The 23,577-nt window shown below is 66.9% G+C and carries 19 protein-coding genes, 2 tRNA genes and 2 pseudogenes; 13 read left to right on the plus strand and 10 right to left on the minus strand.

The genetic code is table 11. The features are described from left to right. Nucleotides 1-103: 103 nt before the first annotated feature. Nucleotides 104-176: transfer RNA gene (locus tag DM818_RS06500), tRNA-Asp, on the minus strand. A 240-nt stretch (nucleotides 177-416) separates the two neighbouring features. Here DM818_RS06500 and DM818_RS06505 point away from each other — a divergent pair. The 8 genes and pseudogenes from DM818_RS06505 (at nucleotide 417) to DM818_RS06540 (ending at nucleotide 10,195) form a co-directional block, all read left to right on the plus strand. Beyond that, nucleotides 417-644, plus strand: coding sequence for a DNA-directed RNA polymerase subunit H (locus tag DM818_RS06505; protein WP_075937532.1), 228 nt, complete (start codon nucleotides 417-419; stop codon nucleotides 642-644). A 1-nt stretch (nucleotide 645) separates the two neighbouring features. Further along, a complete protein-coding gene (locus DM818_RS06510; RefSeq protein WP_075937530.1) occupies nucleotides 646-2,208 on the plus strand; it encodes a DNA-directed RNA polymerase subunit B'' in 1,563 nt (520 codons plus the stop codon). A gap of 1 nt (nucleotide 2,209) precedes the next feature. Continuing rightward, a complete protein-coding gene (rpoB, locus tag DM818_RS06515; protein ID WP_075937528.1) occupies nucleotides 2,210-4,036 on the plus strand; it encodes a DNA-directed RNA polymerase subunit B in 1,827 nt (608 codons plus the stop codon). A 3-nt stretch (nucleotides 4,037-4,039) separates the two neighbouring features. Then, nucleotides 4,040-6,997: a DNA-directed RNA polymerase subunit A' gene (locus DM818_RS06520; protein ID WP_153952453.1), complete on the plus strand. Its 2,958-nt coding sequence runs from the start codon at nucleotides 4,040-4,042 to the stop codon at nucleotides 6,995-6,997. After that, the gene (rpoA2, locus tag DM818_RS06525; protein ID WP_075937526.1) at nucleotides 6,990-8,186 is read left to right on the plus strand and encodes a DNA-directed RNA polymerase subunit A''; all 1,197 of its coding nucleotides are present in this window, start codon (nucleotides 6,990-6,992) and stop codon (nucleotides 8,184-8,186) included. The genes DM818_RS06520 and rpoA2 overlap by 8 nt, the downstream gene beginning before the upstream one ends. A 73-nt stretch (nucleotides 8,187-8,259) precedes the next feature. Then, nucleotides 8,260-8,676, plus strand: a pseudogene (locus tag DM818_RS15365) (NusA-like transcription termination signal-binding factor); the annotation flags it as partial. A 476-nt stretch (nucleotides 8,677-9,152) separates the two neighbouring features. Beyond that, complete coding sequence (locus DM818_RS06535) at nucleotides 9,153-9,581, plus strand: 30S ribosomal protein S12 (RefSeq protein WP_075937525.1); 429 nt, start codon at nucleotides 9,153-9,155, stop codon at nucleotides 9,579-9,581. Next, complete coding sequence (locus DM818_RS06540) at nucleotides 9,578-10,195, plus strand: 30S ribosomal protein S7 (protein WP_075937524.1); 618 nt, start codon at nucleotides 9,578-9,580, stop codon at nucleotides 10,193-10,195. Before DM818_RS06535 ends, DM818_RS06540 begins: the two co-directional genes overlap by 4 nt. A gap of 31 nt (nucleotides 10,196-10,226) precedes the next feature. On the opposite strand, the gene DM818_RS06545 is transcribed toward DM818_RS06540, so the two are convergent. Genes DM818_RS06545 through DM818_RS06555 form a run of 3 tightly spaced genes read right to left on the minus strand, consistent with a single transcriptional unit; the run spans nucleotide 10,227 to nucleotide 13,335 of the window. Further along, a complete protein-coding gene (locus tag DM818_RS06545; RefSeq protein ID WP_075937523.1) occupies nucleotides 10,227-11,003 on the minus strand; it encodes an ABC transporter ATP-binding protein in 777 nt (258 codons plus the stop codon). After that, on the minus strand, nucleotides 11,000-12,139 hold the full coding sequence (locus DM818_RS06550) for a FecCD family ABC transporter permease (RefSeq protein ID WP_153952454.1): 1,140 nt from the start codon (nucleotides 12,137-12,139) through the stop codon (nucleotides 11,000-11,002). The genes DM818_RS06545 and DM818_RS06550 overlap by 4 nt, the downstream gene beginning before the upstream one ends. A 56-nt stretch (nucleotides 12,140-12,195) precedes the next feature. Next, nucleotides 12,196-13,335 (minus strand): ABC transporter substrate-binding protein, encoded by a 1,140-nt coding sequence (locus tag DM818_RS06555; protein ID WP_153952455.1) that lies wholly within the window; start codon nucleotides 13,333-13,335, stop codon nucleotides 12,196-12,198. A gap of 109 nt (nucleotides 13,336-13,444) precedes the next feature. Here DM818_RS06555 and DM818_RS06560 point away from each other — a divergent pair, with 109 nt between their 5' ends. Then, a complete protein-coding gene (locus DM818_RS06560; RefSeq protein ID WP_153952695.1) occupies nucleotides 13,445-14,302 on the plus strand; it encodes an SDR family oxidoreductase in 858 nt (285 codons plus the stop codon). A gap of 1 nt (nucleotide 14,303) precedes the next feature. On the opposite strand, the gene DM818_RS06565 is transcribed toward DM818_RS06560, so the two are convergent. From DM818_RS06565 to DM818_RS06575, 3 genes are read right to left on the minus strand one after another with little or no spacing between them, the layout of a single operon-like run. Beyond that, nucleotides 14,304-15,803, minus strand: coding sequence for a hypothetical protein (locus tag DM818_RS06565; RefSeq protein WP_153952456.1), 1,500 nt, complete (start codon nucleotides 15,801-15,803; stop codon nucleotides 14,304-14,306). A 25-nt stretch (nucleotides 15,804-15,828) separates the two neighbouring features. Then, nucleotides 15,829-16,764, minus strand: a complete 936-nt coding sequence (locus tag DM818_RS06570; RefSeq protein WP_153952457.1) for a phosphotransferase family protein — start codon at nucleotides 16,762-16,764, stop codon at nucleotides 15,829-15,831. A gap of 46 nt (nucleotides 16,765-16,810) precedes the next feature. Then, entirely contained in the window at nucleotides 16,811-17,479 is a 669-nt protein-coding gene (locus DM818_RS06575; RefSeq protein ID WP_153952458.1) for an HAD family hydrolase, read from the minus strand. A gap of 118 nt (nucleotides 17,480-17,597) precedes the next feature. Here DM818_RS06575 and DM818_RS06580 point away from each other — a divergent pair, with 118 nt between their 5' ends. From DM818_RS06580 to DM818_RS06590, 3 genes and pseudogenes are all read left to right on the plus strand, one after another. Continuing rightward, nucleotides 17,598-18,671, plus strand: a complete 1,074-nt coding sequence (locus DM818_RS06580) for a phytoene/squalene synthase family protein (RefSeq protein ID WP_075937517.1) — start codon at nucleotides 17,598-17,600, stop codon at nucleotides 18,669-18,671. 301 nt (nucleotides 18,672-18,972) lie between these two features. Then, a pseudogene (locus DM818_RS06585) lies at nucleotides 18,973-19,950 on the plus strand (aldehyde dehydrogenase family protein); the annotation flags it as partial. A 47-nt stretch (nucleotides 19,951-19,997) separates the two neighbouring features. Then, on the plus strand, nucleotides 19,998-21,077 hold the full coding sequence (locus DM818_RS06590; RefSeq protein ID WP_123123576.1) for an NAD(P)/FAD-dependent oxidoreductase: 1,080 nt from the start codon (nucleotides 19,998-20,000) through the stop codon (nucleotides 21,075-21,077). Between the two features lie 61 nt (nucleotides 21,078-21,138). Here the strand turns inward: DM818_RS06590 and DM818_RS06595 are convergent. From DM818_RS06595 to DM818_RS06605, 3 genes are all read right to left on the minus strand, one after another. Further along, nucleotides 21,139-21,211: transfer RNA gene (locus DM818_RS06595), tRNA-Gln, on the minus strand. A gap of 58 nt (nucleotides 21,212-21,269) precedes the next feature. After that, nucleotides 21,270-21,842: a homing endonuclease associated repeat-containing protein gene (locus DM818_RS06600; RefSeq protein ID WP_075937514.1), complete on the minus strand. Its 573-nt coding sequence runs from the start codon at nucleotides 21,840-21,842 to the stop codon at nucleotides 21,270-21,272. Nucleotides 21,843-21,867: 25 nt separating this feature from the next. Further along, nucleotides 21,868-22,875 carry an AIR synthase family protein gene (locus DM818_RS06605; protein WP_075937513.1) on the minus strand — a complete coding sequence of 336 codons (1,008 nt, stop codon included), beginning with the start codon at nucleotides 22,873-22,875 and terminating at the stop codon, nucleotides 21,868-21,870. A gap of 103 nt (nucleotides 22,876-22,978) precedes the next feature. Here DM818_RS06605 and DM818_RS06610 point away from each other — a divergent pair, with 103 nt between their 5' ends. Further along, on the plus strand, nucleotides 22,979-23,551 hold the full coding sequence (locus tag DM818_RS06610; RefSeq protein ID WP_153952460.1) for an IMP cyclohydrolase: 573 nt from the start codon (nucleotides 22,979-22,981) through the stop codon (nucleotides 23,549-23,551). The last annotated feature ends 26 nt before the right edge of the window (nucleotides 23,552-23,577 follow it).

Genomic DNA, 23,577 nt, shown 5'->3' on the forward strand with positions numbered 1-23,577 from the left:
TAAATCCTCCCGGGACCCCCGAGAGCGTGACGGTGTGCCGTGCGCGACTGACGGGGTTCGAATCAACGGCGAACCCACTCCGGAAGTTAGCGTTCGGAGAAAGCGCCCGAGGCGGGATTTGAACCCGCGTCACGACCGTGACAGGGTCGTATGATGGGCCACTACACCACCCGGGCCGACGCATCTTCTCGTAGCCCGGTGGTATGTATAAGACTTTCCAACCGACGACGCGGCCGTGCGTGTGGTTACACACCGCACGGACACAAGAGTCTTGTACCATCACGCACCTTCGGGATGTATGGTCGCTCGGTCGGTGAGCGGTAGCCGTCTCGTGCGCGTTCCGAAAGTGCTTTGTGCTGGTGGATAATACCTCGCTGTAGTATCTCAGAACTTCTCCCAGCGGGCCTCAGCCACACATGGTAGATGTAAGCCAACACGACCTCGTTCCAGAGCACAGGGTTGTCTCCGATTCGGAGCTCGACGACGTGCTCGACGAGTACAATATCGACCGCACAGACTTACCGAAAATCAAACGCACCGACGCCGCCGTTCCCGACCAAGCAGAGGTCGGTGACGTGCTCGAAATCGTGCGCGACTCCCGGACGACGGACCAAGCCGTCGTCTACCGACTGGTGATTCAGTAACATGGACAGACAGAAACGCCGCGCCGTCTCAAGAGAGTACTTCTCCCGTGACCGACTCGCCGAACACCACTTCCGCTCGTTCAACTCCTTCCTCGAGCGCGGCATGCAGCGTGTCGTCGACGAGAAGGAGTCCATCGAGACGGACATCGGCGACAAGGAGGGACAGGAGCCGGTCCGCGTCGACCTCGCCGACGTGCGCGTCGAAACGCCGCGCGTCCGTGAGGCCGACGGCTCCGAGGAACTGCTCTACCCGCAGGAGGCGCGTCTCCGCAACATCACCTACTCCGCCCCGGTGTTCATGGAGATGGACATCGTCCGCGGCGGCGAGGAAGAGCCGGAACAGGTCGTCGACACCGCCGAGACCAAAATCGGTCGGATGCCGATTATGGTCGGCTCCTCGAAGTGTAATATCCACGACTTCTCCGACGAGGAGCTCATCGAAATCGGCGAAGACCCCGCCGACCCCGGCGGCTACTTCATCGTCAACGGCTCCGAGCGCGTGCTGATGACGAGCGAGGACCTCGCGCCCAACAAGATTCTCGCCGAGTACGACACGAAGTACGGCGACGAGATTCAGGTCGCGAAGACGTTCTCCCAACGGCGCGGCTACCGCGCGCTCGTGCTGTGTGAGCGTAATCGTGAGGGGCTGCTCGAAGTGTCGTTCCCATCGGTGTCCGGCTCTATCGACTTCGTCACGCTCGTTCGCGCGCTCGGACTCGAATCCGACGAGGAGATCGTCCACCGCGTGAGCGACGACCCCGAGATTGTGAAGTTCATGCTGGAGAACCTGGAGGCCGCCGAGGTCGGCTCCACCAACGAGGCAATCGAGACGCTCGGCCAGCGCGTCGCCTCCGGACAGGGGAAAAACTACCAGCTCAAGCGCGCCAACTACGTCATCGACCGCTACCTCCTCCCGCATCTCCACGAGGAGGGCATCGAGGACGAGGAGGTCCGGATGAACAAGGCCGTCTACCTCTGTCGGATGGCCGAGGCGTGTTTCGAACTCGCGCTCGGTCGGCGTGAATCCGACGACAAGGACCACTACGCCAACAAGCGGCTGAAGGTGTCGGGCGACCTGATGAAGGACCTGTTCCGCACCGCCTTGAACAAGCTGGCACGCGACGTGAAGTACCAGCTCGAACGCGCGAACATGCGAAACCGGCAGCTCTCGGTGTCGACGGTCGTCCGCTCGGACGTGTTGACCGAGCGGCTCGAACACCCGATTGCGACCGGGAACTGGGTGGGTGGCCGCTCGGGGGTCTCGCAGCTGGTGGACCGCACCGACTACATGGGTGTGCTGTCGCACCTGCGCCGGCTCCGCTCGCCGCTGTCGCGGTCCCAGCCCCACTTCGAGGCGCGTGACCTCCACGCGACCCAGTGGGGTCGCATCTGTCCCTCCGAGACGCCGGAGGGGCCGAACTGTGGGCTCGTGAAGAACTTCGCGCAGGCGATGGAGCTGTCACAGAACGTCGAGGACGAACGAGAACTGAAGCGAGAACTCGCCTCCATGGGCGTAAACGGCATCCCCGGCATCGAGACCGTGGAGGCCCCCGCAGACGACTAACATGAGTAGCCAGAGAGAATCCAAGGTGTACGTCAACGGGTCGCTTATCGGGACCCACCCGCAGCCGCACGAACTCGCGAACAACGTCAGAGAGGCCCGCCGCCGCGGCGAGGTCTCCGAGATGGTCAACGTCTCCGTCAAGGAGGACACGAACGAGGTCATCATCAACGCCGACGCCGGCCGTGCCCGACGACCGCTGTTCGTCGTCGAGAACGGTGAGCCGCTCGTCTCCGACGAGGAACTCGAAGCCGTCGAGAACGGCGAACTCGACTTCGACGACCTCGTCGACCGCGGCTACATCGAGTACATCGACGCCGAGGAGGAAGAGGACATCCTCGTCGCCGTCGAGGGTGACGAGGTCACCGACGACCACACCCACCTCGAAGTCGACCCGCAGCTCATCTTCGGTATCGGTGCCGGGATGATTCCGTATCCGGAACACAACGCCTCGCCCCGCATTACGATGGGGTCGGGGATGATCAAGCAGTCGCTCGGGCTGCCGTCGGCGAACTACCGAATCCGTCCGGACACGCGCCAGCACCTCCTGCATTACCCGCAGCTGTCGCTGGTCAAGACCCAGACGACCGAACAGATCGGCTACGACGACCGCCCCGCCGCACAGAACTTCGTCGTCGCGGTCATGTCCTACGAGGGGTTCAACATCGAGGACGCGCTCGTCCTCAACGGCGGCTCCGTGGATCGCGCGCTCGCGCGCTCGCACTTCTTCCGCACCTACGAGGGCGAAGAGCGCCGCTACCCCGGCGGTCAGGAGGACCGCTTCGAGCGCCCGGACGAGGACGTGCGCGGCGCGCGCGGCGAGGAGGCGTACACGCACCTCGACGACGACGGGCTCGTCAACCCCGAGACGCAGGTCGGCGAGAACGACGTGCTGCTCGGCAAGACCTCGCCCCCGCGGTTCCTCGAAGAGCCGGACGACATGGGCGGACTCTCACCCCAGAAGCGGCGTGAGACCTCCGTCACGATGCGGTCGGGCGAGTCCGGCGTCGTCGACACCGTGACCCTGATGGAGGGTGAAGACGGCTCGAAGCTCTCGAAGGTCTCGGTGCGCGACGAGCGAATCCCCGAACTCGGGGACAAGTTCGCGTCCCGCCACGGCCAGAAGGGCGTCGTCGGCCACATCGCCCCGCAGGAGGATATGCCGTTCACGCAGGACGGCGTCGTGCCCGACCTCATCCTGAATCCGCACGCGCTGCCGTCGCGGATGACCGTCGGCCACATCCTCGAGATGATCGGCGGCAAGGTCGGCTCGCTGGAAGGTCGCCGTGTCGACGGCACCGCCTTCACCGGCGAGGACGAGGAAGACCTCCGGGACACGCTCGTCGAGGACGGCTTCAAGTCCAACGGGAAGGAGGTCATGTACTCCGGCGTGACGGGCGAGAAGATCGAGGCCGAGATCTTCGTCGGCGTCATCTTCTATCAGAAGCTCTACCACATGGTGTCGAACAAGATTCACGCCCGCTCGCGTGGGCCGGTGCAGGTGCTCACGCGACAGCCGACCGAGGGGCGCGCCCGCGAGGGTGGGCTTCGCGTCGGCGAGATGGAGCGGGACGTGCTCATCGGGCACGGCGCGGCGATGGCGCTGAAAGAGCGCCTGCTCGATGAGTCCGACCGCGAGTTCATCCACGTCTGCGGTAACTGTGGGATGAGCGCGGTGGAGAACGTCGAGCAACGGCGGGTCTACTGCCCGAACTGCGACGAGGAGACGGACGTTCACGAAGTCGAGATGAGCTACGCTTTCAAGCTCCTGCTCGATGAGATGAAGGCGCTGGGTATCGCGCCGCGGATTGAACTCACGGAGGCGGTCTGAATCATGAGCACAGGAGAAGCACCCAAACAGATTGGGTCACTCAGCTTCGGGCTGATGGACCCCGAGGAGTACCGCGAGATGTCGGCCACGAAGGTCATCACGGCCGACACCTACGACGACGACGGCTTCCCCATCGACATGGGGCTGATGGACCCGCGACTGGGCGTCATCGACCCCGGACTCGAGTGTAAGACCTGCGGGCAACACTCGGGGTCGTGTAACGGCCACTTCGGCCACATCGAGCTGGCCGCGCCGGTCATCCACGTCGGCTTCCAGAAGCTCATCCGCCGACTCCTCCGCGGGACGTGTCGCGAGTGCTCGCGACTCCTCCTCACCGAGGACGAGGCCGACGAGTTCCGCGACCGACTCGACAAGACGCGGAGTCTGGGCGAGGACCTCGGCGACGTGACGAAGGCCGCGATTCGCCGCGCCCGCAAGGCGTCGAACTGCCCGCACTGTGGCGAAAAGCAGTACGACATCCAACACGAGAAGCCGACCACCTACTACGAGGTGCAGGACGTGCTATCGGCCGAGTACTCCGAGCGCATCGCCGCCGCGATGGAAGGCCGTCCGGTCGGCGACGAGGAGGAAGGCGAGGTCGACCGCGAGCCGATGGGGCCGACGGACCTCGCAGAGGAGACGGGTATCGACACCTCCCGCATTCAGGACATCCTCTCCGGTGAGTTCCGCCCGACGAAGGAGGACCGCGAGGCGCTGGAGAAAGCACTCGACGTGGACCTCACCGAGGAGGACATGAACAAGCTGATGCCCTCTGACATCCGCGACTGGTTCGAGGACATCCCGGACTACGACATCGAGACGCTCGGCATCGACGCCGAGAAGTCCCGTCCGGAGTGGATTATCCTGACCGTGCTGCCGGTGCCGCCGGTGACCGCACGGCCGTCGATTACGCTCGACAACGGCCAGCGCTCCGAGGACGACCTCACCCACAAGCTGGTGGACATCATCCGTATCAATCAGCGATTCATGGAGAATCGCGAGGCGGGTGCCCCACAGCTGATCATCGAGGACCTCTGGGAGCTGCTCCAGTACCACGTCACGACGTTCATGGACAACGAGATTTCGGGGACGCCGCCGGCACGCCACCGGTCGGGTCGCCCGCTCAAGACCCTCTCCCAGCGGCTCAAGGGGAAGGAGGGGCGCTTCCGTGGCTCCCTTTCGGGCAAGCGCGTGAACTTCTCGGCCCGTACCGTCATCAGTCCGGACCCGACGCTCTCGCTCAACGAGGTCGGCGTCCCCGACCGGGTCGCGAGCGAGATGACCCAGACGATGAACGTGAACGCGCGGAATCTGCAGGACGCGCGCCGCTACGTCGCCAACGGGCCGGAGACGCACCCGGGTGCGAACTACGTGCGCCGTCCGGACGGTCGCCGGCTGAAGGTGACCGAAAAGAACTGCGAGGAGCTGGCCGAAAAGGTCGACCCCGGCTGGGAGGTGTCGCGACACCTCATCGACGGTGACATCGTCATCTTCAACCGACAGCCGTCGCTCCACCGGATGTCCATCATGGCCCACGAGGTCGTGGTGATGCCGTACAAGACGTTCCGGCTCAACACCGTCGTCTGTCCGCCGTACAACGCTGACTTCGACGGCGACGAGATGAACATGCACGCCCTCCAGAACGAGGAGGCGCGTGCGGAAGCGCGCGTCCTCATGCGCGTGCAAGAGCAGATTCTCTCCCCGCGCTTCGGTGAGAACATCATCGGCGCGATTCAGGACCACATCTCGGGGATGTATCTGCTCACCCACGACAACCCACGGTTCAACGAGACGCAGGCGCTCGACCTGTTGCGCGCGACGAGCGTCGACGGGCTTCCGGAGCCGGACGGCACCGACGAGGACGGTGTCGAGTACTGGACCGGTCGCTCCGTCTTCTCGGAGCTGTTGCCCGAGGACCTCAACATGGAGTTCGAGGGGACGCTCGGCGAGCCGGTCGTCATCGAGGACGGCCAGCTCGTGGCGGGGACCATCGCCGAGGACGAGGTCGGCGAGTTCGGCGGCGAAATCGTCGACACCATCACGAAGGTGTACGGGAACACCCGCTCGCGCGTGTTCATCAACGAGGTGGCCACGCTCGCGATGCGTTCGATTATGCACTTCGGTATCTCCGTCAGTATCGACGACGAGTCGGTCGACGACGAGGCCGAAACCCGCATCCAGGAGGCAATCGACAGCGCCTACGAACGGGTCCAGGAACTCATCGAGACGTACGAGGCGGGCGAACTCGAATCGCTGCCCGGCCGGACGACCGACGAGACGCTGGAGATGAAGATCATGCAGACGCTCGGGCGCGCACGCGACTCGGCGGGTGACATCGCCGACGAGCGGCTCGACGAGGACAACCCCGCGGTCGTGATGGCCCGCTCGGGTGCGCGTGCGTCGATGCTGAACCTCACGCAGATGTCGGCCTGCGTCGGCCAGCAGGCAGTGCGTGGCGAACGCATCAATCGCGGCTACGAGGACCGCACCCTCAGCCACTACAAGAAGGACGACCTCTCGGCGGACGCCCACGGCTTCGTGGAGTCGTCGTACCGGCAGGGGCTCAACCCACAGGAGTTCTTCTTCCACGCGATGGGTGGCCGCGAGGGCCTCGTGGACACGGCAGTCCGCACCTCGAAGTCCGGCTACCTCCAGCGCCGGCTCATCAACGCGCTCTCGGAGCTGGAATCGCAGTACGACGGCACGGTCCGGGACACCTCGGACACGGTCGTCCAGTTCGAGTTCGGCGAGGACGGCACCTCGACGACGCAGGTCGCCCACGACGAGGAGAACCCGATCGACGTGGACGACATCGCGGCCCGCGTGATGAACGCGGAGTTCTCCGACGAGACGGAACGCGAGTCGTTCCTCAAAGGCGACACGCTCCAGACGAACCTCTCGGAGCACCAGGACACCTGGCGCACCGGCGCGAACAGCCCGGAGGTGGAGTCGGATGACTGACGCCGACATCAAGGCGGTCGTCCAGGAGACGGAACTCCCGAAGCGGCTCCGCGAGGAGGTGTACGACGCGGTCGAGGAACACAACGCCAGCGTCGAGGAGGCGGAAGACATCGCGACGGCCGTCGAGTCGCGGTATCTCGCCACCCGCCTCGACCCGCTCGACCCCGTCGGGACGGTCTCGGCACAGTCCATCGGTGAGCCGGGAACGCAGATGACGATGAACACGTTCCACTACGCGGGCGTCGCAGAGATCGACGTGACCTCCGGGCTGCCACGGCTCATCGAGCTGGTGGACGCCCGGAAGACGCCGGACACCCCGGTGATGCACGTGTATCTCGACGAGGAGCACGCTCACGACCGCGAGAAGGCCCACGAGGTCGTCTGGAACATCGAGGCGACGCGGATTCTCGCGCTCGGTGACGTGTCCACGAACGTCGCGGATATGCTCGTGAGCGTCGACCTCAACGAGGAGACGCTGCGCGAGCGGTGGCCCACCTACGACGACCTCGGCGAGATCGTCGACGAGGTCGCAGGCACCATCGAGTCGAATCTCGGCGTCGAGACGACGCGTCCGGAGCCGACGACCATCGAGTTCGGTCCCGACGAGCCGTCCTACCGCGAACTGCTCCAGCTGGTCGAGGAGCTTCGCGACATCGTGTTCAAGGGTATCGACGACGTGTCACGCGTCGTCATCCGGAAGGAGGAAGTCGAGTCCGGCGACGAGGAGTTCATCCTCCACACCGAGGGGTCGGCCTTTGGCAAGGCGCTGAAAATCGACGGCGTCGACAGCAGCCGGACGACGTGTAACAACATCCACGAGATTCACCGCAACCTCGGCATCGAGGCGGCGCGTGAGGCCATCATCAACGAGACGCGCGACACGCTCGAAGAGCAGGGGCTGGACAACGTGAACATCCGCCACCTGATGCTCGTGGCCGACATCATGACGAACAACGGCGAAATCGAGTCCATCGGCCGCCACGGCATCTCCGGCAACAAGGACTCCGTGCTCGCCCGCGCAGCGTTCGAGGTGACGGTGAACCACCTGCTCGATGCGGCCATCCACGGCGAGGTCGACGACCTCGACGGCGTGACGGAGAACGTCATCGTCGGCAAGCCGATCAAACTCGGCACCGGCGACGTAGACCTGCGGATGGGCGGGAGCGCACCGACCAGCGCGGACGACTGAGACGCCCCGTCTTTCTTCGCGGATGACACCAGCCGCGCGATACCGTTTTTGTGCGTGCGCTTCAATCTAAACTGTGATACGGCTCTCCGACGAGGCGCGCCAGCTCATCGGCTTCATCGAGGAGGAGTCCGGGGCGACGGTCCGGGACTGTCTCGTCGACGACGAGCGCGTCGTGTTCGTCGTCGCGCCGGGTGAGATGGCCGACGCAATCGGCCCGCAGGGGCGGACGGTCGCGCGCATCGAAGACCGCGTCAACAAGCGGGTCGAACTCGTTGAAGACGCCGACGACCCCGGGACGTTCGTGGCGAACGCGCTCCGGCCCGCGGCGGTCTACGACGTGACCGTGCGCGACCGCGAGGGCGAGACCGTCGCGTACGCGGAGGTGAACACCGCCGACTTCGGGGCGGCCATCGGGCGAGACGGCCAGAACATCCGGACGGCGACCGACCTCGCGGACCGCCACTTCGACATCGACGCCATCGAACTCGTCCCCGAACCCGACTCCGTACTCGACACGGTCGCCGACGTGACGGGCGTCGAGCCGGCGGACGCGCTCTTTGACACGCGCGACGAGCGACTCGTCGTGCTCGCGCCCACCGGTTCGCGGGAGACGATCCAGGAGGCGCGCGGACGGTTGCGCGAGGCGCTCGGCTGGCCGGTCGCCGTCGTCACGTACGCGAGCGACCCGGCGACGCTCATCGAGCACGCGCTCGCGCCCGCCGACGTGGAGAACGTGACCGTCTCGGCGCTCGGGACGGCCTACGTCGAGGTGAGCGAAGAGGACCGCGGGCTGGCCATCGGATCGTCGGGCGAGCGGATTCGGCTGGCGCGACTGCTCGCCTCGGAGTACGCCGGCCTCGACGACGTGGCTCTCACCTAACGACGGGTAGACGCCCGCCTGCGACGGGATTCTCGACGGGACGAAAGAAGATGTTTAAGTGGCTGGGTAGGGAAGTAGGCAGTACTATGGCGAACGGCAAGTACGCCGCGCGCAAGCTCAAGAAGGACCGTCAGCAGCGGCGATGGTCCGACTCTGATTATGCGCGACGTGCCCGTGGGCTCGGACAGAAGTCCGACCCCCTCGAGGGTGCGCCGCAGGGGCGCGGCATCGTACTGGAGAAGGTCGGTATCGAAGCGAAACAGCCCAACTCGGCGATCCGGAAGTGCGTCCGAGTCCAGCTCATCAAGAACGGCAAGCAGGTCACCGCGTTCTGTCCCGGTGACGGTGCAATCTCGTTCATCGACGAGCACGACGAGGTCACCATCGCCGGTATCGGTGGGGCGAAGGGTCGTGCGATGGGCGACCTCTCGGGTGTCAACTACAAGGTTGAGAAGGTGAACGGCGTCGCGATGATCGAACTCGTGCGCGGCAACCAGGAGAAGCCAGTCCGATGAGCGACGAGAGCGAAGCGCCGGAGCCGGACGCCCCGGCTTCCACGGACGACGAGCGCGTCTCCGCACAGCTGTTCGGCGTCTGGAGCGTCGACGACATCAGCTACGAGGACGAGTCCACCCGTCGCTACATCAACGTCACCCCGATCGCACACACGCAGGGGCGACACTCCAACAAGCAGTTCAAGAAGTCAGAGCTCTCCATCGTCGAGCGGCTCATTAACCGTCTGATGCAGACGGAGGAGAACACGGGGAAGAAACAGCAGGCCACCCGCATCGTGCGCGAGGCCTTCGACATCGTCCACGAGCGCACCGACGAGAACCCGGTGCAGGTGCTCGTGACGGCAGTCGAGAACGCCGGTCCGCGCGAGGAGACCGTCCGCCTGAAGTACGGCGGCATCTCCGTCCCGCAGGCCGTCGACGTGGCCCCGCAGCGCCGCGTCGACCAGGCGCTGAAGTTCATCGCCGAGGGCGTGCAGGGCTCGTCGTTCAAGACCACGACGCCGGCCGCGGAGGCACTCGCCTCCCAGCTGACCGGTGCCGCGAACTACGACGTCCAGACGTACGCCGTCAACCAGAAGGAGGAAAAAGAGCGCGTCGCGGCCGCCGCCCGATAATCTCTGTCGTCTTCTCTCCGTTCTCGCGAGCTTACAGCGGCTGGTGTGGCACGATTTCCGGTCCCTCGCGTACGGTTGCCTCGACGCCGAACACGTCCGCGAGCAGCTGCTCCGTGACGACCTCCGCCGGCGGTCCCCAGTCGTACGGCACCCCGTCGCGCAGCGCGATGAGGTTGTCCGCGTAGCGGGCCGCCTGCGCGATGTCGTGGAGGACGATACCGACGGTGACGCCGCGCTCGTCGTTGAGCGCGCGGACGGCGTCGAGCACGCCGAGCTGGTGGCGCAAATCGAGGAACGTGGTCGGCTCATCGAGCAGTAACACGTCCGGCTCCTGTGCGAGCGTCATGGCGATGCGAGCCAACTGTCGTTGACCGCCCGAGAGGTTGCCGACGCCGTCGTCGGCGAACTCGTCGGTGCCGGTGAGGTTGAGCGCCTCGTCGACGGCCGCGTGGTCGGTCTCCGAGAGGGGTTCGAGGAAGCCACGGTACGGGTGGCGGCCGTGTTGGACGAGTTCACGCACCGACAGCGACCCCGGCAGGTCGCCGTCCTGTGAGAGGAGCGCGAGCCGGCGCGCCAGCGGCTTCTTCTCCATCCCGTACACGTCGTCGGTACCGAGTCGCACGTCGCCGGCCCACGGTTCGAGTTGCCCCGACAGCGCCTTCAGCAGCGTCGACTTCCCGGAGCCGTTCGGCCCGACGAGCGCCGTAATCTCGCCGTCCGGGAGGATGACGTTCTCACACTCGACGATGGGGTCGTCCGTCGTCGGGTAGCCGACAGCGAGGTCGTCGCCGGTGAGCGCCGGACTCATAGTTCACCCAACTGTTGGCGGCGGCGCATCAGATACAGGAAGTACGGCCCGCCGATGATGCCGGTGACGACGCCGACGGGAAGCTGTGTCGGCGACCCGGTGACGACGGGCAGGAACAGCCGCGCGCCGGTGTCGGCGACGACGAGCAGCGCCGGCCCGGCGAACGCACAGCCGACGAGCAGCCGCTTGTGGTCGCTGCCGACGACGGTTCGGACGACGTGGGGGACGACCAGCCCGACGAAGCTGACGACGCCCGCCACGGCGACCGCGGCCGACGCCGCGACGATACCGATGACCGAGAGGGCAAACCGCATCCGCTCGACGCGCATCCCGAGCGCGCTCGCCGTCGACTCACCGAGCAGGAGCACGTTCAGCTGGCGGGCACCCAACACCGTCCCCGGGATGACGACGAGGAGGACGAACGGGAGGATGATGCGAAACTGCGCCCAGTCGGCTCCCGTCAGCGAGCCGGTCGTCCACGAGATGGCCTGCTGGACCGTCCCGAGGTCGGTCGCGAAGAAGTACAGCGCGGTCTGCAGCGAGTTCAAAACGGTGCCGACGATGACGCCCGCGAGGACGAGCCGGACGGGCGAGGTGCCGCCCTGCCACGCAATCGCGTAGACGAGCAGGAAGGCGGCGGTTCCGCCGACGGCGGCCGTCAGCGGGAGCAGAAATCCGAAGGAGGGGATGAGGACCAGCGTGACGAGGACGGCGAAGCCGGCCCCCGAGGAGACGCCCAGGATGAACGGGCTCGCGAGCTCGTTGCGCGTGATGGCCTGGAAGATGGTCCCTGAAATCGACAGCGACAGCCCGACGAGCGCCGCGGTGAACACCCGCGGCAGCCGGATGTTCCAGACGATGTTTGTCGCGGTCGCGAGGTCATACTCCGTTGAGAGGCCGAGCGCCGCCGTCGCGCGCTCACCGAGGAAGAAGGTCGCAAGCACGTTCGGCTGGGTCCACACCGCCGGGTCGAACACCGACAGCCACGCCTGCCGGAGCGTCATCTCGTAGCTCCCGTAGCTCACCTGTATCAGCCCCGCGAGCACGGCGATCCCGAGTGCGGCCACGCAAAACGACACCAGCGTCGTGTCGAACCAGTCCCAGCGGCCGACCGCCGTCTCAGCGCGTTCGGCCATCTCCCCTCTCTCTCATTGGTTTAGGTTTCCCTAAGACAACAAAAGTCGCGCGATTCTCAGATATCGCCGGCGACGATGTCCGCGACGCGCTCGCGGTCGTACAGCGACTCGCTCACGCCGTACAGCTCCGACGCCGTCCGCTCGGTCACGACGAAGTTCGTGATGGGACCCTGATACAGCGGGCCGGCCCGGTACACGTCGCCGTTCTGGACGGCGGTGAGGTCGCTCGCCACCTCGTGGTCTTGCATGAACGAGACGACGGTGTCCTCGAACTGTGCGGCGGACTTGGCCTCCTGGCCGCGCACCAGCAGCATCTCCGGGTCCACGTCGAGCAGCGTCTCGTAGTCGATTGCGCCGCGGCTGCTGTGGAAATCCTTCACGTCGGAGGCGGCGAGCGCATCCTGCACGTTCAGGTCACGCAGGTGTTTGAAGCTCGTCCCCTCGCTTTGCACGTACGGGTAGAAGGTGTCCGGCTGGTCGCCGCTGCCCCAGACGACGGCCGCCGAGGGGGCCTCGCTCGCCGCGGGCACGTGGGGGTCGAGGTTCGCCCGGAACTCCTCGTGGAGCGAGACGAACGCCTCGTAGCGCTCCCGTTGTTGGAACACCTGCGAGAGCTTCTCGAAGGCTCCGTACAGGTCATAATACTGGTAGGAGTCGTGCCAGCCGTAGCTCCGCGAGAAGATGCTGTTCCCGAAGAACGGGCCGACGTTCGACTCGATTTCGTCGACGTCAGCCCGGTTCCAGCTCCCGAACCGGTTTTTGAGGAAGGTCGGGTCGATGAGGTGTACGTCGGCGTCGAACTGATAGAACAGCTCCTTCGAGACGCCGTCGTTCGACATGCTCGTCATGTCGTCTTTGTCGACGGAAAGCCCGTCAATCTCGTCGTAGTACTGGGTGTGATACCGGCTCGTGAGCCAGACGCCCTTCGGCGGCTCCTGGCCGAGCGCGATACCCATGTCGGCCCAACTGCCGTTGTTGGCGACCCACGTCTCCGGCACCGACTCGAACTCCACCTCGCCGACGGGGGCCATCTCCACCGAGTAGGGAGTGTCACTCGGCGTCGCGGTCGCGGTCGACGTGGCGGTCGGCTCCGTCCCGCCGCCGTCGGTCGGTGTCTCCGTCTCCGTGCCACTGTTACAGCCAGCCAACAGCGCAGCGCTCGCCGCCGTTCCGGTCAGGAATGTGCGTCGTCGCATACCCACGCCTCTCATTTTGGCCCACCTAAACCCGTCAATTTTTCGGCCGGCCTAATCTGGTACGTGCGTGAATTTATGCCACACCGCACGCCACTCCACTGGTATGGTGATGAGCGCCGCGGAGGCGATGGAGGAGTACGGACCGAGTGAGATAACGACGGACCGGATACTGACGGTCGATGACCCGGCCTACACCGACGAGAACGTCGCGCTCGTCACGGGGGCCGCGAGCGGCATCGGACGCGCTATCGCGCTGTGTCTCGCCGGCAACGGGCTGACGGTCGCCGGCGTCGACGTGGACACGGACGGACTCGACGAGGTGACGGCCCGCGCCGAGACGCTCGGACTCCCCGGCGGTATCGAGTCGGTCGAGGCCGACCTCACCGAGGAGTCAGACATCGAGCAGGCGGTCGAACGGGCCGCCGACCTCGGTGACCTCCGGTATCTCGCCAACGTCGCGGGACTCCAGACGATCGCCCCCATCGCCGAGTTCCCGACCGAGAAGTACGACCTGATGCACGACGTGATGCAGCGTGCGCCGCTCCTGTTGAGCAAGGCCGCCTGGCCCCATCTCGAGGAGTCGGGCGGCGTCATCGGCAACATGTGTTCGGTCCACGGTCACATCGTCACGGAGGACAAGGTGGCGTACAACACCGTGAAGTTCGCGCTCCGGGGGCTGACCCAATCGATCGCCGCCGAGGGCGACGGCGACATCCGGGGCTTTTCGGTCTCCACGGGGTTCGTGAAGACGCCCCTCGTCGCCAAACAGCTCCCCGACTCCGCCGAGTCGCGCGGCCTCTCGGTCCCCGAGACGGTCGAACAGGTCATCCTCGGGGCGAGCAAGGTCAAGCGGATGATGGAGCCGTACGAGGTCGGGAATCTGTTCGTCCACGGCTTCTCCCACCACGCCAGCCACCTCAACGGCGACGACATGACCCACGACGGCGGGATGTCGACGACCTACTGACTCACAGCCACTCGGCGAACGTCCCCTCGATGAGCGTCCCCTCCTGCTCGTCGAGATACTCGGCCTGCATCCCCCACAGCGCCTCGGTGAACGGCTCGCCGGCGTCGAACCGCTCGCGGACGCGGGTACGCTTCCACGATGCGGGCGTCACGCAGCGGTCGACCCGCTCACGGAGCGGGCGGAGATACCGATTCGCCTCCTCGGGGCTGACGCCGCTGCGTTCTAGCCCGGACCGCGCGAACTCGAACAGCTCCGCGTACAGCGTCTCCGCGTTCGTCGTCACCTCGCCGTCGGCCGTCACCCACTCCATCTCGGCGTCCAACCCGTCTTCTGCGGCCGCGTAGAAGTTCTCGCGGGCGGTCTCCCACGACTGGTCGTACACCGGGTGTTCGAGCCGGCGCAGCGACTCCATCAGCCCGGCGAAGGCCGCGAGGAACGCGATCGAGTCGCGCACGGTCGGCTGGCTCGCGATGGGGCGGAACTCGATGCGCGCGTTCGCGCTCTTGCGCGAACTCCCCTCGATGACGGGCCGCACCCACCGCCAGTAGGAGCCGTGTTTGTGCCGATAGTGGGCAAAGCGGTCGTCGAACCGCCCGCCCTCAGACTGGAGTTCGGGGACGACGGTCGTGTCGGCCGCCACCCGGTCGACGGCCTCCTCGATGGTGTCGAAGTCGCGCGGGAACCGCACCTTCGGGTCGTCGTCGGGGTTGAGCACCGACTCGAAGACGTGGATGCGCCCGCTGTCGGGCGACTCCTCGATGACCCGCGCCGGCTCGTCGGTGTAGAGGTCCGGCGGGAAGAAGGGTGAGTTCACCCCCAGCGCGAGCAGCGGCCCCGCGATACGCAGCGCGTACCGGAAGTACGTCGGAAGCTCCGACGCCTGCGGCACCTGGTAGTGGGGCTGTATCGACGTGATGAGACTCTCCGGCATCACGGTCCGGGCGTCGAGTTCGACCCCCGGCGCGTCGAGCGCCATGTCGGCGCTGAAGTCGGTGTTCGCCATCGCGTGATACCGGACGGCGTCGCTCATGTTCGTCGCGAGCCGAATCCCGTCTTCCTCGATGGAGTCGGCGAGATACGACCCCGCGGTCTCGCCGACCGGCGGCTGGGTCCAGATGCCGTCCGAGACGAGCCGCAACCCTTCGGTCGTCGCCACCTCCTGTGCGGCCGAGAGCCGCGCTTGCACCTCGGCCTCCTGTGCGCGCAGGCCGTACCCCGACAGCGGCTGCGGGGAGGTGGACATCTCGGCGTTGTGCAGCCCCAGCTCCTTCTCGAAGCCCACGTACTCCAGCAGTCGCCGCGGGACGCGCGCGAGCGCCCCCGAGTCGTCGACGGCGTAGAACTCGTACTCGAAGCCGACGACGCCCTGCGCGTTGTCGAAGGTCCCCTCGTGGAGTTCGCGTTTCAGCTCCTCGATTTCGGCTTCGACGCGCGCCGCGAACGTCTCGGAGTCGGTGTCGAGTATCTCCCGTACTTCCGTTGCGAGCTCCGAGCCTGACATACTGCGTCGGTCGGGCGCGGGGGATTTAGAACCCGTCGGCTGCGCCCGCAAGCAGCGCCGCGAGCCGGTCGCGGTGGAAGTCGACCGCAGCACTCCCCGTCCGCTCCGGGTACCCCGGCCGCGTCACCTCGCCGTTGGAGTCGACGGCCGACCGGACGACCGCCGCGAGCCGGTAGAGCCGCGGCACCGACGGAAGCGGCCGCTCGGCGGCGTAGCCGTCCCGAAACGCGGCCCGCAGCGGCTCCGCGTCGCCGTACCACGCACAGATGAGGTGGTCGGCCTTCGCCACCGACAGCGCCGGGTCCGCGGCCAGCGGCTCCCCCCAGTCGAGTACGGCTGTCACTCCGTGGTCGTCGTCGTAGACGGCGTTTCCGGGCCGAAAATCCCACGGGTAGAGCCGCGCCGGCGGTCGTTCGGGGAGGTCTGCGTCGGCGAGTGCGGTCTCCACTGGTTCGCGCAGGTCCGACAGCGAGGGGGGGAGCGCCGCCAGCCCGGCGTCGAGGTGCTCCCCGAACCACGCCCGCCAGTCGGCGTCGGTCGCGCGTAGCTCCCCGTCCGTGAGCCTCACGTCGCCGTAGCCGTCGAACCGGAACGCCTCGTGGCAGGCGGCGAGCCAGCGGCCGAACGAGCGGGCGACGGTCTCTCGGGTGGGTAGTGGCAGCCCGGCGAACCGCTCGTGGAGGTCGTCGCCGGACGCGCGCTCGACGACGGCGTACCGACCGCCCTCGTAGCTCTCCTCCGCGAGAATCGCGGGCGTCGGGACCGACGTGCGCTCACGGACCGCGCGGGCCAGCGCCAGCTCCGTCCGGAACGCTGCCGGTCGCGTCGATAGCTGGACCACGACCTCGCCGTCGTCGAGCGTCACCAGGTACGTCCGCTTGTGGTTTCCCCGCTGGACGGGGTCCACCCGCCGCACCGACCGGTCGGGAAGCGCCTCGGCGACGGCGTCGGCCGCGTTCATATCTCCGGGTAGGACTGTGGACGTATGGGCCCGACGCTCGCGGCACTCACGACCCGAGCACGGCAGCCAGTTCGTCGACCGACCGAAGCGTGTGGGTCGGGCGGCGGTCGCCGGGGCCGTCGCCGTCGGCATCGAGCCACGCGACCGGGAGGCCGGCATCGAGCGCGCCGTCGACATCGTGTTCCAGCGAGTTTCCCACGTAGAGGACGCGCTCGGGGGAGACGCCGAGGGCGGCAACCGCGCGATTGAACGGCTCACGGTGCGGCTTTCGCCGGTCGAGTTCGCCGGCGTACACGACCGGGTCGAACGCGCCGTCGAGCCCGAGCGCGGCGAGCTTCGTCGACTGGCGCGGCTCCGGCCCGTTGGTGAGCAGGCCGACGGGACCGTTCGCGCGGGCTGCCGCGAGCGCCCGCTCGGCCCCCGGGAGGAAGGTCACGTCCGTCCAGTCGAGCCGGGCGACGAACGCCTCGGCCCACGCGCGGGCGTCGAGCGGTCGACCGCGGTCGGCGGCGACGCGTGCAATCCCGTCCGCGAGCTGCTCGGTCTCGCCGTCGAACTCCGTGATTTCCCGCATCGCGACCCACAGGTCCGCCGGCTCGCCGACCGGCTCGACGCCGAGGTCCTCGAAGGCCCCTCGAAAGACCGGCTCGATGGCCTGCTCGTGGCGACAGAGCGTGCCGTCGAGGTCGAACAACACTGCCGCGTACCGGCCCATACACGCCGAAGGGGCCGCGTCGATGCAAGGGTTTCGGGGCCGGCACGGCGACGGACCGCAGCCGCGGGCCGATGAATCCCCACGGGGCTTTTGTACCAGCGGCCGGTCTTACCATACAATGAGTGATTCGCCCGGCAATCACCCGTCGATTTCGGCGGCGACGCCGGCTACAGACGCCGACCGAGCATGGACGTTTGAGGCCGTCCACTCCGTGTCTCGGACGTTTACGCTCACCATCGAACTCCTAGAAGAGCCTGTCGACGCGTGGGTCTGTACCGGTTATCTACTCTGCCGCATCGCCGACACCATCGAGGACGATCCGTCGATTCCGCCGCGCGAACGCGCCCGTCTGCTCGAGCTGTACGACGACGTGCTCGACCCCGACCACCCCGCCACCGTCGAGGCGTTCCTCACCGAAGTCGAGCCACATCGACCCGACGACCCCAACGCCGACTGGCAGGTCGTCGGCGACACCGAGCGCGTCTTCCGCGTCTTCGCCTCCCTCGATGCCGACGTGCAGGCCGCCATGCGCTCCGTCGTCCGCGAGATGGCCACCGGGATGGCCGACTTCCTCCGCGACCACGCCGACGAGGGTGGGCTTCGGCTCCGCACCGTCGACGAACTCGAGGAGTACTGCTGGTACGTCGCCGGCACCGTCGGGAAGCTGCTCTCGAATCTCTTTCGCGTCTACGGCGCGGAGGAGACCGACCCCGAGGACGCCCGCCAGTTCGCGCTCTTGCTCCAGCTCGTCAACATCGCGAAGGACGTGCGCGACGACTACGAGACGGAGAACAACGTCTACCTGCCGGGCGAACTGCTGGAGGCCGAGGGCATCGACCACGAGGCCGTCGCGGACCCCAGCGCGACCGACTCGGTCGCCCGCGTCGTCGCCCGCATCACGGACCGCGCGACCGACTACGCCGACGGCGCACGCCGGTATCTCCGCACCCTCCCCGAGGACGAGGTGGGTATCCTCGCCGGGATGGGGATGCCGTATCTGCTCGCCATCGCCACCATCCGCGAACTGAACGAGCGGGCCCACGAGGCCGTCACCAACATCGACGCGGTGAAGATGAGCCGCGAGGAGGTCGAACTCCTGTACGCCGAGATGGCGAACGACGTGACCCACGAGAAAATCGACCGGCTGGCCGAGACCGTCCGCGAGCGACCGTACACGGCCTCCGAGAACTGACCGCGAACGCCGTCGCTGTCTGCGTTCTGTCGAATCGAAAACTGAGACGCCTACTCGTCGAGTCGCTTCGGCTGTGGTCCGTGGCGCGGCTGGAGCGGAATCAGTCGGCGGTCGGTGGTCGGTGTCGGGCGAGTCGTGGTGCGTGTTGCGGTTTGTGTTGTCATGCGGGATATGGTCGGGTCGGTCTGTGAGCAGTGCGTTCGGTCACGAAGCCTGCCGGTGTACTACCATACCCTCACTGTGCGGGCGTCTATAATAAATGTTCATGTTCTATCCCGGTCCTACACGTCCGCCGAGTAGACCCGCCGTCGCGCTCGGCAACACCGTCGTCGTGAAGCCGGCGACGAACACGCCGGTGGTCGGCGGCTTGCTCTTCGGCGCGCTTGCCGAGGCCGCGGGCATCCCCGACGGCGTCATCAACGTCGTCACCGGGCGCGGCTCCGACGTTGGCGATGCGGTCGCCAGCCACCCCGAAAGCGATGCGGTCGCCTTCACCGGCTCCACGCCGGTCGGGAAACACGTCGCGAGCCTCGCGGCCGAGAACCTCGCGATTCAGGCGATGGAGCTCGGCGGCAACAACGCCCACGTCGTCACCGAGAGCGCCGACCTCGATGCGGCCATCGACAGCGCCGTCTTCGGCTCCTTCGTCCACCAGGGGCAGGTGTGTATCTCCATCAACCGCCATATCGTCCACGAGTCGGTGTACGACGAGTACGTCGAGCGGCTCACCGAGCGCGCCGCGTCGCTGCCCGCCGGCTCCGCCCACGACGACACCGTCGTCGGTCCCATCATCGACGAGAGCCAGCGCGACGAGATGCTGGGGTACGTCGAGGAGACGGTCGACGCCGGCGCGACCCTCGAAACCGGCGGCTCCACGGTCGGCCTCGACGGCGTCGACGACTCGCTCGTCGTCGAACCGACCGTCCTCTCTGACGTGACCAACGACATGGCCGCCGCCTGCAACGAGCACTTCGGTCCCATCGCGCCGGTCATCCCGTTCGAGACCGTCGACGAGGCGGTCGACCTCGCCAACGCGACCGACTACGGGCTGTCGGGGTCGGTCCACGGTGACCTCGACACCGCCCTCGACATCGCCGACCGCATGGACACCGGCCACGTCCACGTCAACGACCAGCCCATCAACGACGAGGCGCACGTCCCCTTCTCGGGCACGAACGCCTCCGGCATGGGTGGGTACAACAGCGAGACCATCATGAACGAGCTCACCGAGACGAAGTGGATTTCGCTCCAGCGCGAGGAGCGCGAGTACCCCTTCTGACTCGCCGGTCGCTCCACGCTTTTCGTGCTGGCGGTCCTAACGCGGGTATGCCAGCTATCGGTGTCATCGGAGCCGGAGCCGCGAGCGCGGCGGCCACGTACGTCCTCGATACCGCCCTTCCCGAGGCGAGCGTGACCGTCCTCGAAAAGTCGGGCGGGGTCTGTGGCCGCGCGGCCACCCGCCGCCGGGGCGACTACGAGTACGTCTACGACTACGGCGCGAACTACGTGAAAGACGACGACGAGCGCGTCACCGACCTGCTCACCGAGCAGCTCGACTCCGACGGGCTCGTCGACGCCAGCGAACCAATCTACGTCTTCGAAGACGACGGGGAGATACAGGAGGGACGCGACGCCGACGACCACAAGTGGAGCTACGAGCGCGGGCTCACGCAAATCGCGAAGCGGCTCTTCGCCGAGACGGACGCCGACATCCACCGACGGACGCGCGTCGAGACCATCGAGCGCGACGGCGAGCAGTGGCGACTCCACGATACGGACGGAGGTGGTGGCGACTCCGCGTCTGACGTCACCGACGGGGAGTCGTGGGGGCCTTTCGACGCCCTGCTCGTGAACCCGCCCGCCCCCCAGACCGCCCAACTGCTCCGCGATGCTGACTGGGACCACGAGGTGCGTGAGACCCTCGCCGAGGCTTGTGAGGCGGTCCCGTATCGGAGCATCTACACCGCCGTCCTCGGCTACGAGTTCGACCTCGACGTGCCCTACTACGGCCTGGTCAACGTCGACAAGGACCACGAGGTCGGCTGGCTCTCGCGCGAGGAGTGTAAGGCCGGCCACGTCCCCGACGGCCAGTCCGTCCTCGTCGTGCAAGCGAACCACGAGTGGTCGGTCGAGCATTACGACGACGACCCGGAATCCAACGTCACCGCGCTCGCCGACCACGCCGCCGATATCGTCGGCGACGACCGCCTGCGCGACCCGGCGTGGTCGGACCAGCAGGGCTGGCGGTACGCGCTCCCCGACGACGGCGTCGCCCACGGTCCCGTCGACAGCGCCGCGTCTCACGGTCTCTACTGTCTCGGCGACTGGGTCGGCGGCGAAGCGCGGCTCCACGTCGCCCTCAGAAACGGACTCGACACCGGCGAACGGCTCGCCTACTCGCTGTAGGCTGGGCGTCTACTCCCGGCAAAGCGTCGAGCAGTCGCTAGCGACGTTAGAATTGAAGAAGTAGTCCGTACTGGATTCGAACCAGTGTCGTTGCCCCCAGAAGGCAACAGGATTGGCCACTACCCTAACGGACTGTGCAACTACCGATAGCGCGTTAGGTCATATGAGGCTTGCGAAAGCCGGCGCTCTCGGTCACTCTGGGTCTCCGGAGTCGTCGTGTTCCTTCCGGTGGCAGTTTGCACAGAGCACGATACACTTCTCTATCTCCTCGCGAATAGAGGCTTTCGAGAACGCGCGATTCACCATCCGCGCGACTCCGTCCCGCTTCTCGACGCCGTCTGGATGGTGGAAGTCGAGACACGCTGGGTCGGATTCGCCACAGCGCTCACACTGACAGTGCTCGCGCTTGTACTCTGCGAGCCACGCTCGAAGCTCCTTTCGCCGTCGTTTCTTCTTTCCCTGCTGCCGGTCGCGGTTCTTCCGATACCATCGCTGGTGTGGCGACAGCTCTTCCCACACCTCGCCGTCGTCGAGTTCCACGTCGTCGGGCTTTGGCTCGACCCGCGAGATACCGGTCTGTCCGCCGGCCTCGACCGTCTCCAACCCTGCCCGCGCTTTGGCCTCGTTCCAACCACCGACCACTCGCATGATTGTGGTCGACGCCGGCTGATATCCCAGTTCGTCGTACTGTACCTTCGACGGCGACTCGTCGAGTTCGGCTGCCGCTTGACGGAGTGCGTCCAGACACTCCCGTTCGGTCACCATAGCTCGGGTCGCGCCCAATCCGCAATCAACGCTCGCTCCGGTACTCGTCGTAGGCCGCCCACGAGGGGTCGCTCCCCGGATGGGCGAGTCGCTCGCCGGACTCGAAGACGCCCTCACCGTCCGACACCGTGCCGACGACCGCGGCTGGGGTTCCCTGCTCAGCGAGTCGCTCGACCGCGCGCTCGGCGTCGGTGGGGTCGATAGCGACCAGCAGCGTCCCCGAGGAGGTGACCTGCAGCGGGTCGACGCCGATGGCGTCACAGACGGCCCGCACGCCCTCGCCGTAGGTGAACGCGTCGCGGTCGATGTCAATCCGGACGCCGGCGCTGTCTGCCATCTCGACGAGCCCGCCCTGCACTCCACACTCGGTCGCGTCGTGCATCGCGTGGGTGTCGAACGCGGCGAGCGCGAGCGCGTCCTCGACGCAGGCCACGTCGTCGAGTCGGGCCTGGCCGGCAGCGACCGTCTCGGCGTCGAGGTCCAACTGCTCGGGGAACATGGAGGCGAACAGGCCGGCCGTCTCGCCCGCCGGCCCGGTCGTCACGAGCAGGGCGTCACCGGGCTGTGCGCCGTCGGGGCGAATCACGTCGTCGTGGTCGCCGACGCCGAGGACGGTCGCCGCCCCGACCCACGGGAACTGGACGCCGGCGTAGCGGGCGGTGTGGCCGGTGGCGACGCTGACGCCGAGTTCGCGCGCGCGGTCGTCCATCGCGCGCCACGCTGCGGCGAACTGCTCGTCGGTCAGCTCCGGCGGGAGGCTGAAGCCGACGGCGATGTGGCTCGGCGCGATACCGGAGACCGCCACGTCCGCGAGACAGATATCGAGGGCGAACCGACCGGCGCGCTCGAAGCCGAGTCCCGGCGGGAGCGACAGCGGGTCGGTCGCGAGCACGAGCGCCTGCCCGCCCACGTCGAGCACGCCGAAATCAACGCCGGCCTGCGGGCCGATGTACACGTCCTCGCGGTCCGCGCCGAGGTGCGGATAAATCTCCTCACGGAAGAACTGGCCGCCGACCTTGCCGAGTTCGGGCATATCCCCCCGACTCGCGCCACCGGCAAAGCCGTCCCGCTTGCTTTCCGTTGGACAGGAGTGTCCAATCGCCACCGCTAAGTTGTGAAGCTGTACAGCTGTGTGCATGTACGTTGGCCGATTCGTCGTCGTCTCGCCGGAGGTCGCCGCCTACCGCGTCTCCTCGCGCTCGTTCCCGAACCGTCACGTCTACGAGCGTGACGGCGCGCTCGTCGTCGGTCCGACCGAAGACGCCCCCGAGACCGACAACCCGTATATCGCCTACAACTGCGTCCGGACGACCGACGACACCGCCGTCGTCGGCAACGGGAGCCACGTCGATTCCATCACGGAGAAGCTCGCGCTCGGCTACCCCGCACGTGATGCCCTCGTCACCGCGCTTCACGCGCTCGACTTCGAGAAGGACGACTACGACACGCCCCGCGTCGCCGGTACCGTCTCCCCGGAGGGCGCGTACATCGCCACCGTCCGCCGGGATGCGCTTCACGTCCAGGCGGTCACGGAGCCGACGCTCGTCGCCACCTACGAGCGAGATACGCCCGCCGGCTACGACCTCGACGCGACCGACCCCGCGGGCGCGGCCCGCGAGCTGTACGACGCCGACTTCGAGCACGCCGTCTGTGCGGCCGCCGTCGCGCCTGTCGACGATGGATTCGAGACTGCCTACGTGAACGAGTAGGCCCAGTTTGAAGCCGCCTGCGACCG

Origin of the sequence: Halosegnis longus, assembly GCF_009663395.1 — an archaeon.
GTDB lineage: Archaea > Halobacteriota > Halobacteria > Halobacteriales > Haloarculaceae > Halosegnis > Halosegnis longus.

What these genes read in the sequence shown, in the direction of transcription:
- DM818_RS06535 (WP_075937525.1), top strand. Translation starts at nt 9,153, where the DNA reads ATGGCGAACGGCAAGTACGCCGCGCGCAAGCTCAAGAAGGACCGTCAG.
- DM818_RS06600 (WP_075937514.1), bottom strand. Translation starts at nt 21,842, where the DNA reads ATGGTGACCGAACGGGAGTGTCTGGACGCACTCCGTCAAGCGGCAGCC.
- DM818_RS06550 (WP_153952454.1), bottom strand. Translation starts at nt 12,139, where the DNA reads ATGGCCGAACGCGCTGAGACGGCGGTCGGCCGCTGGGACTGGTTCGAC.
- DM818_RS06565 (WP_153952456.1), bottom strand. Translation starts at nt 15,803, where the DNA reads ATGTCAGGCTCGGAGCTCGCAACGGAAGTACGGGAGATACTCGACACC.
- DM818_RS06505 (WP_075937532.1), top strand. Translation starts at nt 417, where the DNA reads ATGGTAGATGTAAGCCAACACGACCTCGTTCCAGAGCACAGGGTTGTC.
- DM818_RS06575 (WP_153952458.1), bottom strand. Translation starts at nt 17,479, where the DNA reads ATGGGCCGGTACGCGGCAGTGTTGTTCGACCTCGACGGCACGCTCTGT.
- DM818_RS06580 (WP_075937517.1), top strand. Translation starts at nt 17,598, where the DNA reads ATGAGTGATTCGCCCGGCAATCACCCGTCGATTTCGGCGGCGACGCCG.
- DM818_RS06545 (WP_075937523.1), bottom strand. Translation starts at nt 11,003, where the DNA reads ATGAGTCCGGCGCTCACCGGCGACGACCTCGCTGTCGGCTACCCGACG.
- rpoA2 (WP_075937526.1), top strand. Translation starts at nt 6,990, where the DNA reads ATGACTGACGCCGACATCAAGGCGGTCGTCCAGGAGACGGAACTCCCG.
- DM818_RS06560 (WP_153952695.1), top strand. Translation starts at nt 13,445, where the DNA reads ATGAGCGCCGCGGAGGCGATGGAGGAGTACGGACCGAGTGAGATAACG.
- DM818_RS06590 (WP_123123576.1), top strand. Translation starts at nt 19,998, where the DNA reads ATGCCAGCTATCGGTGTCATCGGAGCCGGAGCCGCGAGCGCGGCGGCC.
- DM818_RS06510 (WP_075937530.1), top strand. Translation starts at nt 646, where the DNA reads ATGGACAGACAGAAACGCCGCGCCGTCTCAAGAGAGTACTTCTCCCGT.
- DM818_RS06540 (WP_075937524.1), top strand. Translation starts at nt 9,578, where the DNA reads ATGAGCGACGAGAGCGAAGCGCCGGAGCCGGACGCCCCGGCTTCCACG.
- DM818_RS06605 (WP_075937513.1), bottom strand. Translation starts at nt 22,875, where the DNA reads ATGCCCGAACTCGGCAAGGTCGGCGGCCAGTTCTTCCGTGAGGAGATT.
- rpoB (WP_075937528.1), top strand. Translation starts at nt 2,210, where the DNA reads ATGAGTAGCCAGAGAGAATCCAAGGTGTACGTCAACGGGTCGCTTATC.
- DM818_RS06555 (WP_153952455.1), bottom strand. Translation starts at nt 13,335, where the DNA reads ATGCGACGACGCACATTCCTGACCGGAACGGCGGCGAGCGCTGCGCTG.
- DM818_RS06570 (WP_153952457.1), bottom strand. Translation starts at nt 16,764, where the DNA reads ATGAACGCGGCCGACGCCGTCGCCGAGGCGCTTCCCGACCGGTCGGTG.
- DM818_RS06610 (WP_153952460.1), top strand. Translation starts at nt 22,979, where the DNA reads ATGTACGTTGGCCGATTCGTCGTCGTCTCGCCGGAGGTCGCCGCCTAC.
- DM818_RS06520 (WP_153952453.1), top strand. Translation starts at nt 4,040, where the DNA reads ATGAGCACAGGAGAAGCACCCAAACAGATTGGGTCACTCAGCTTCGGG.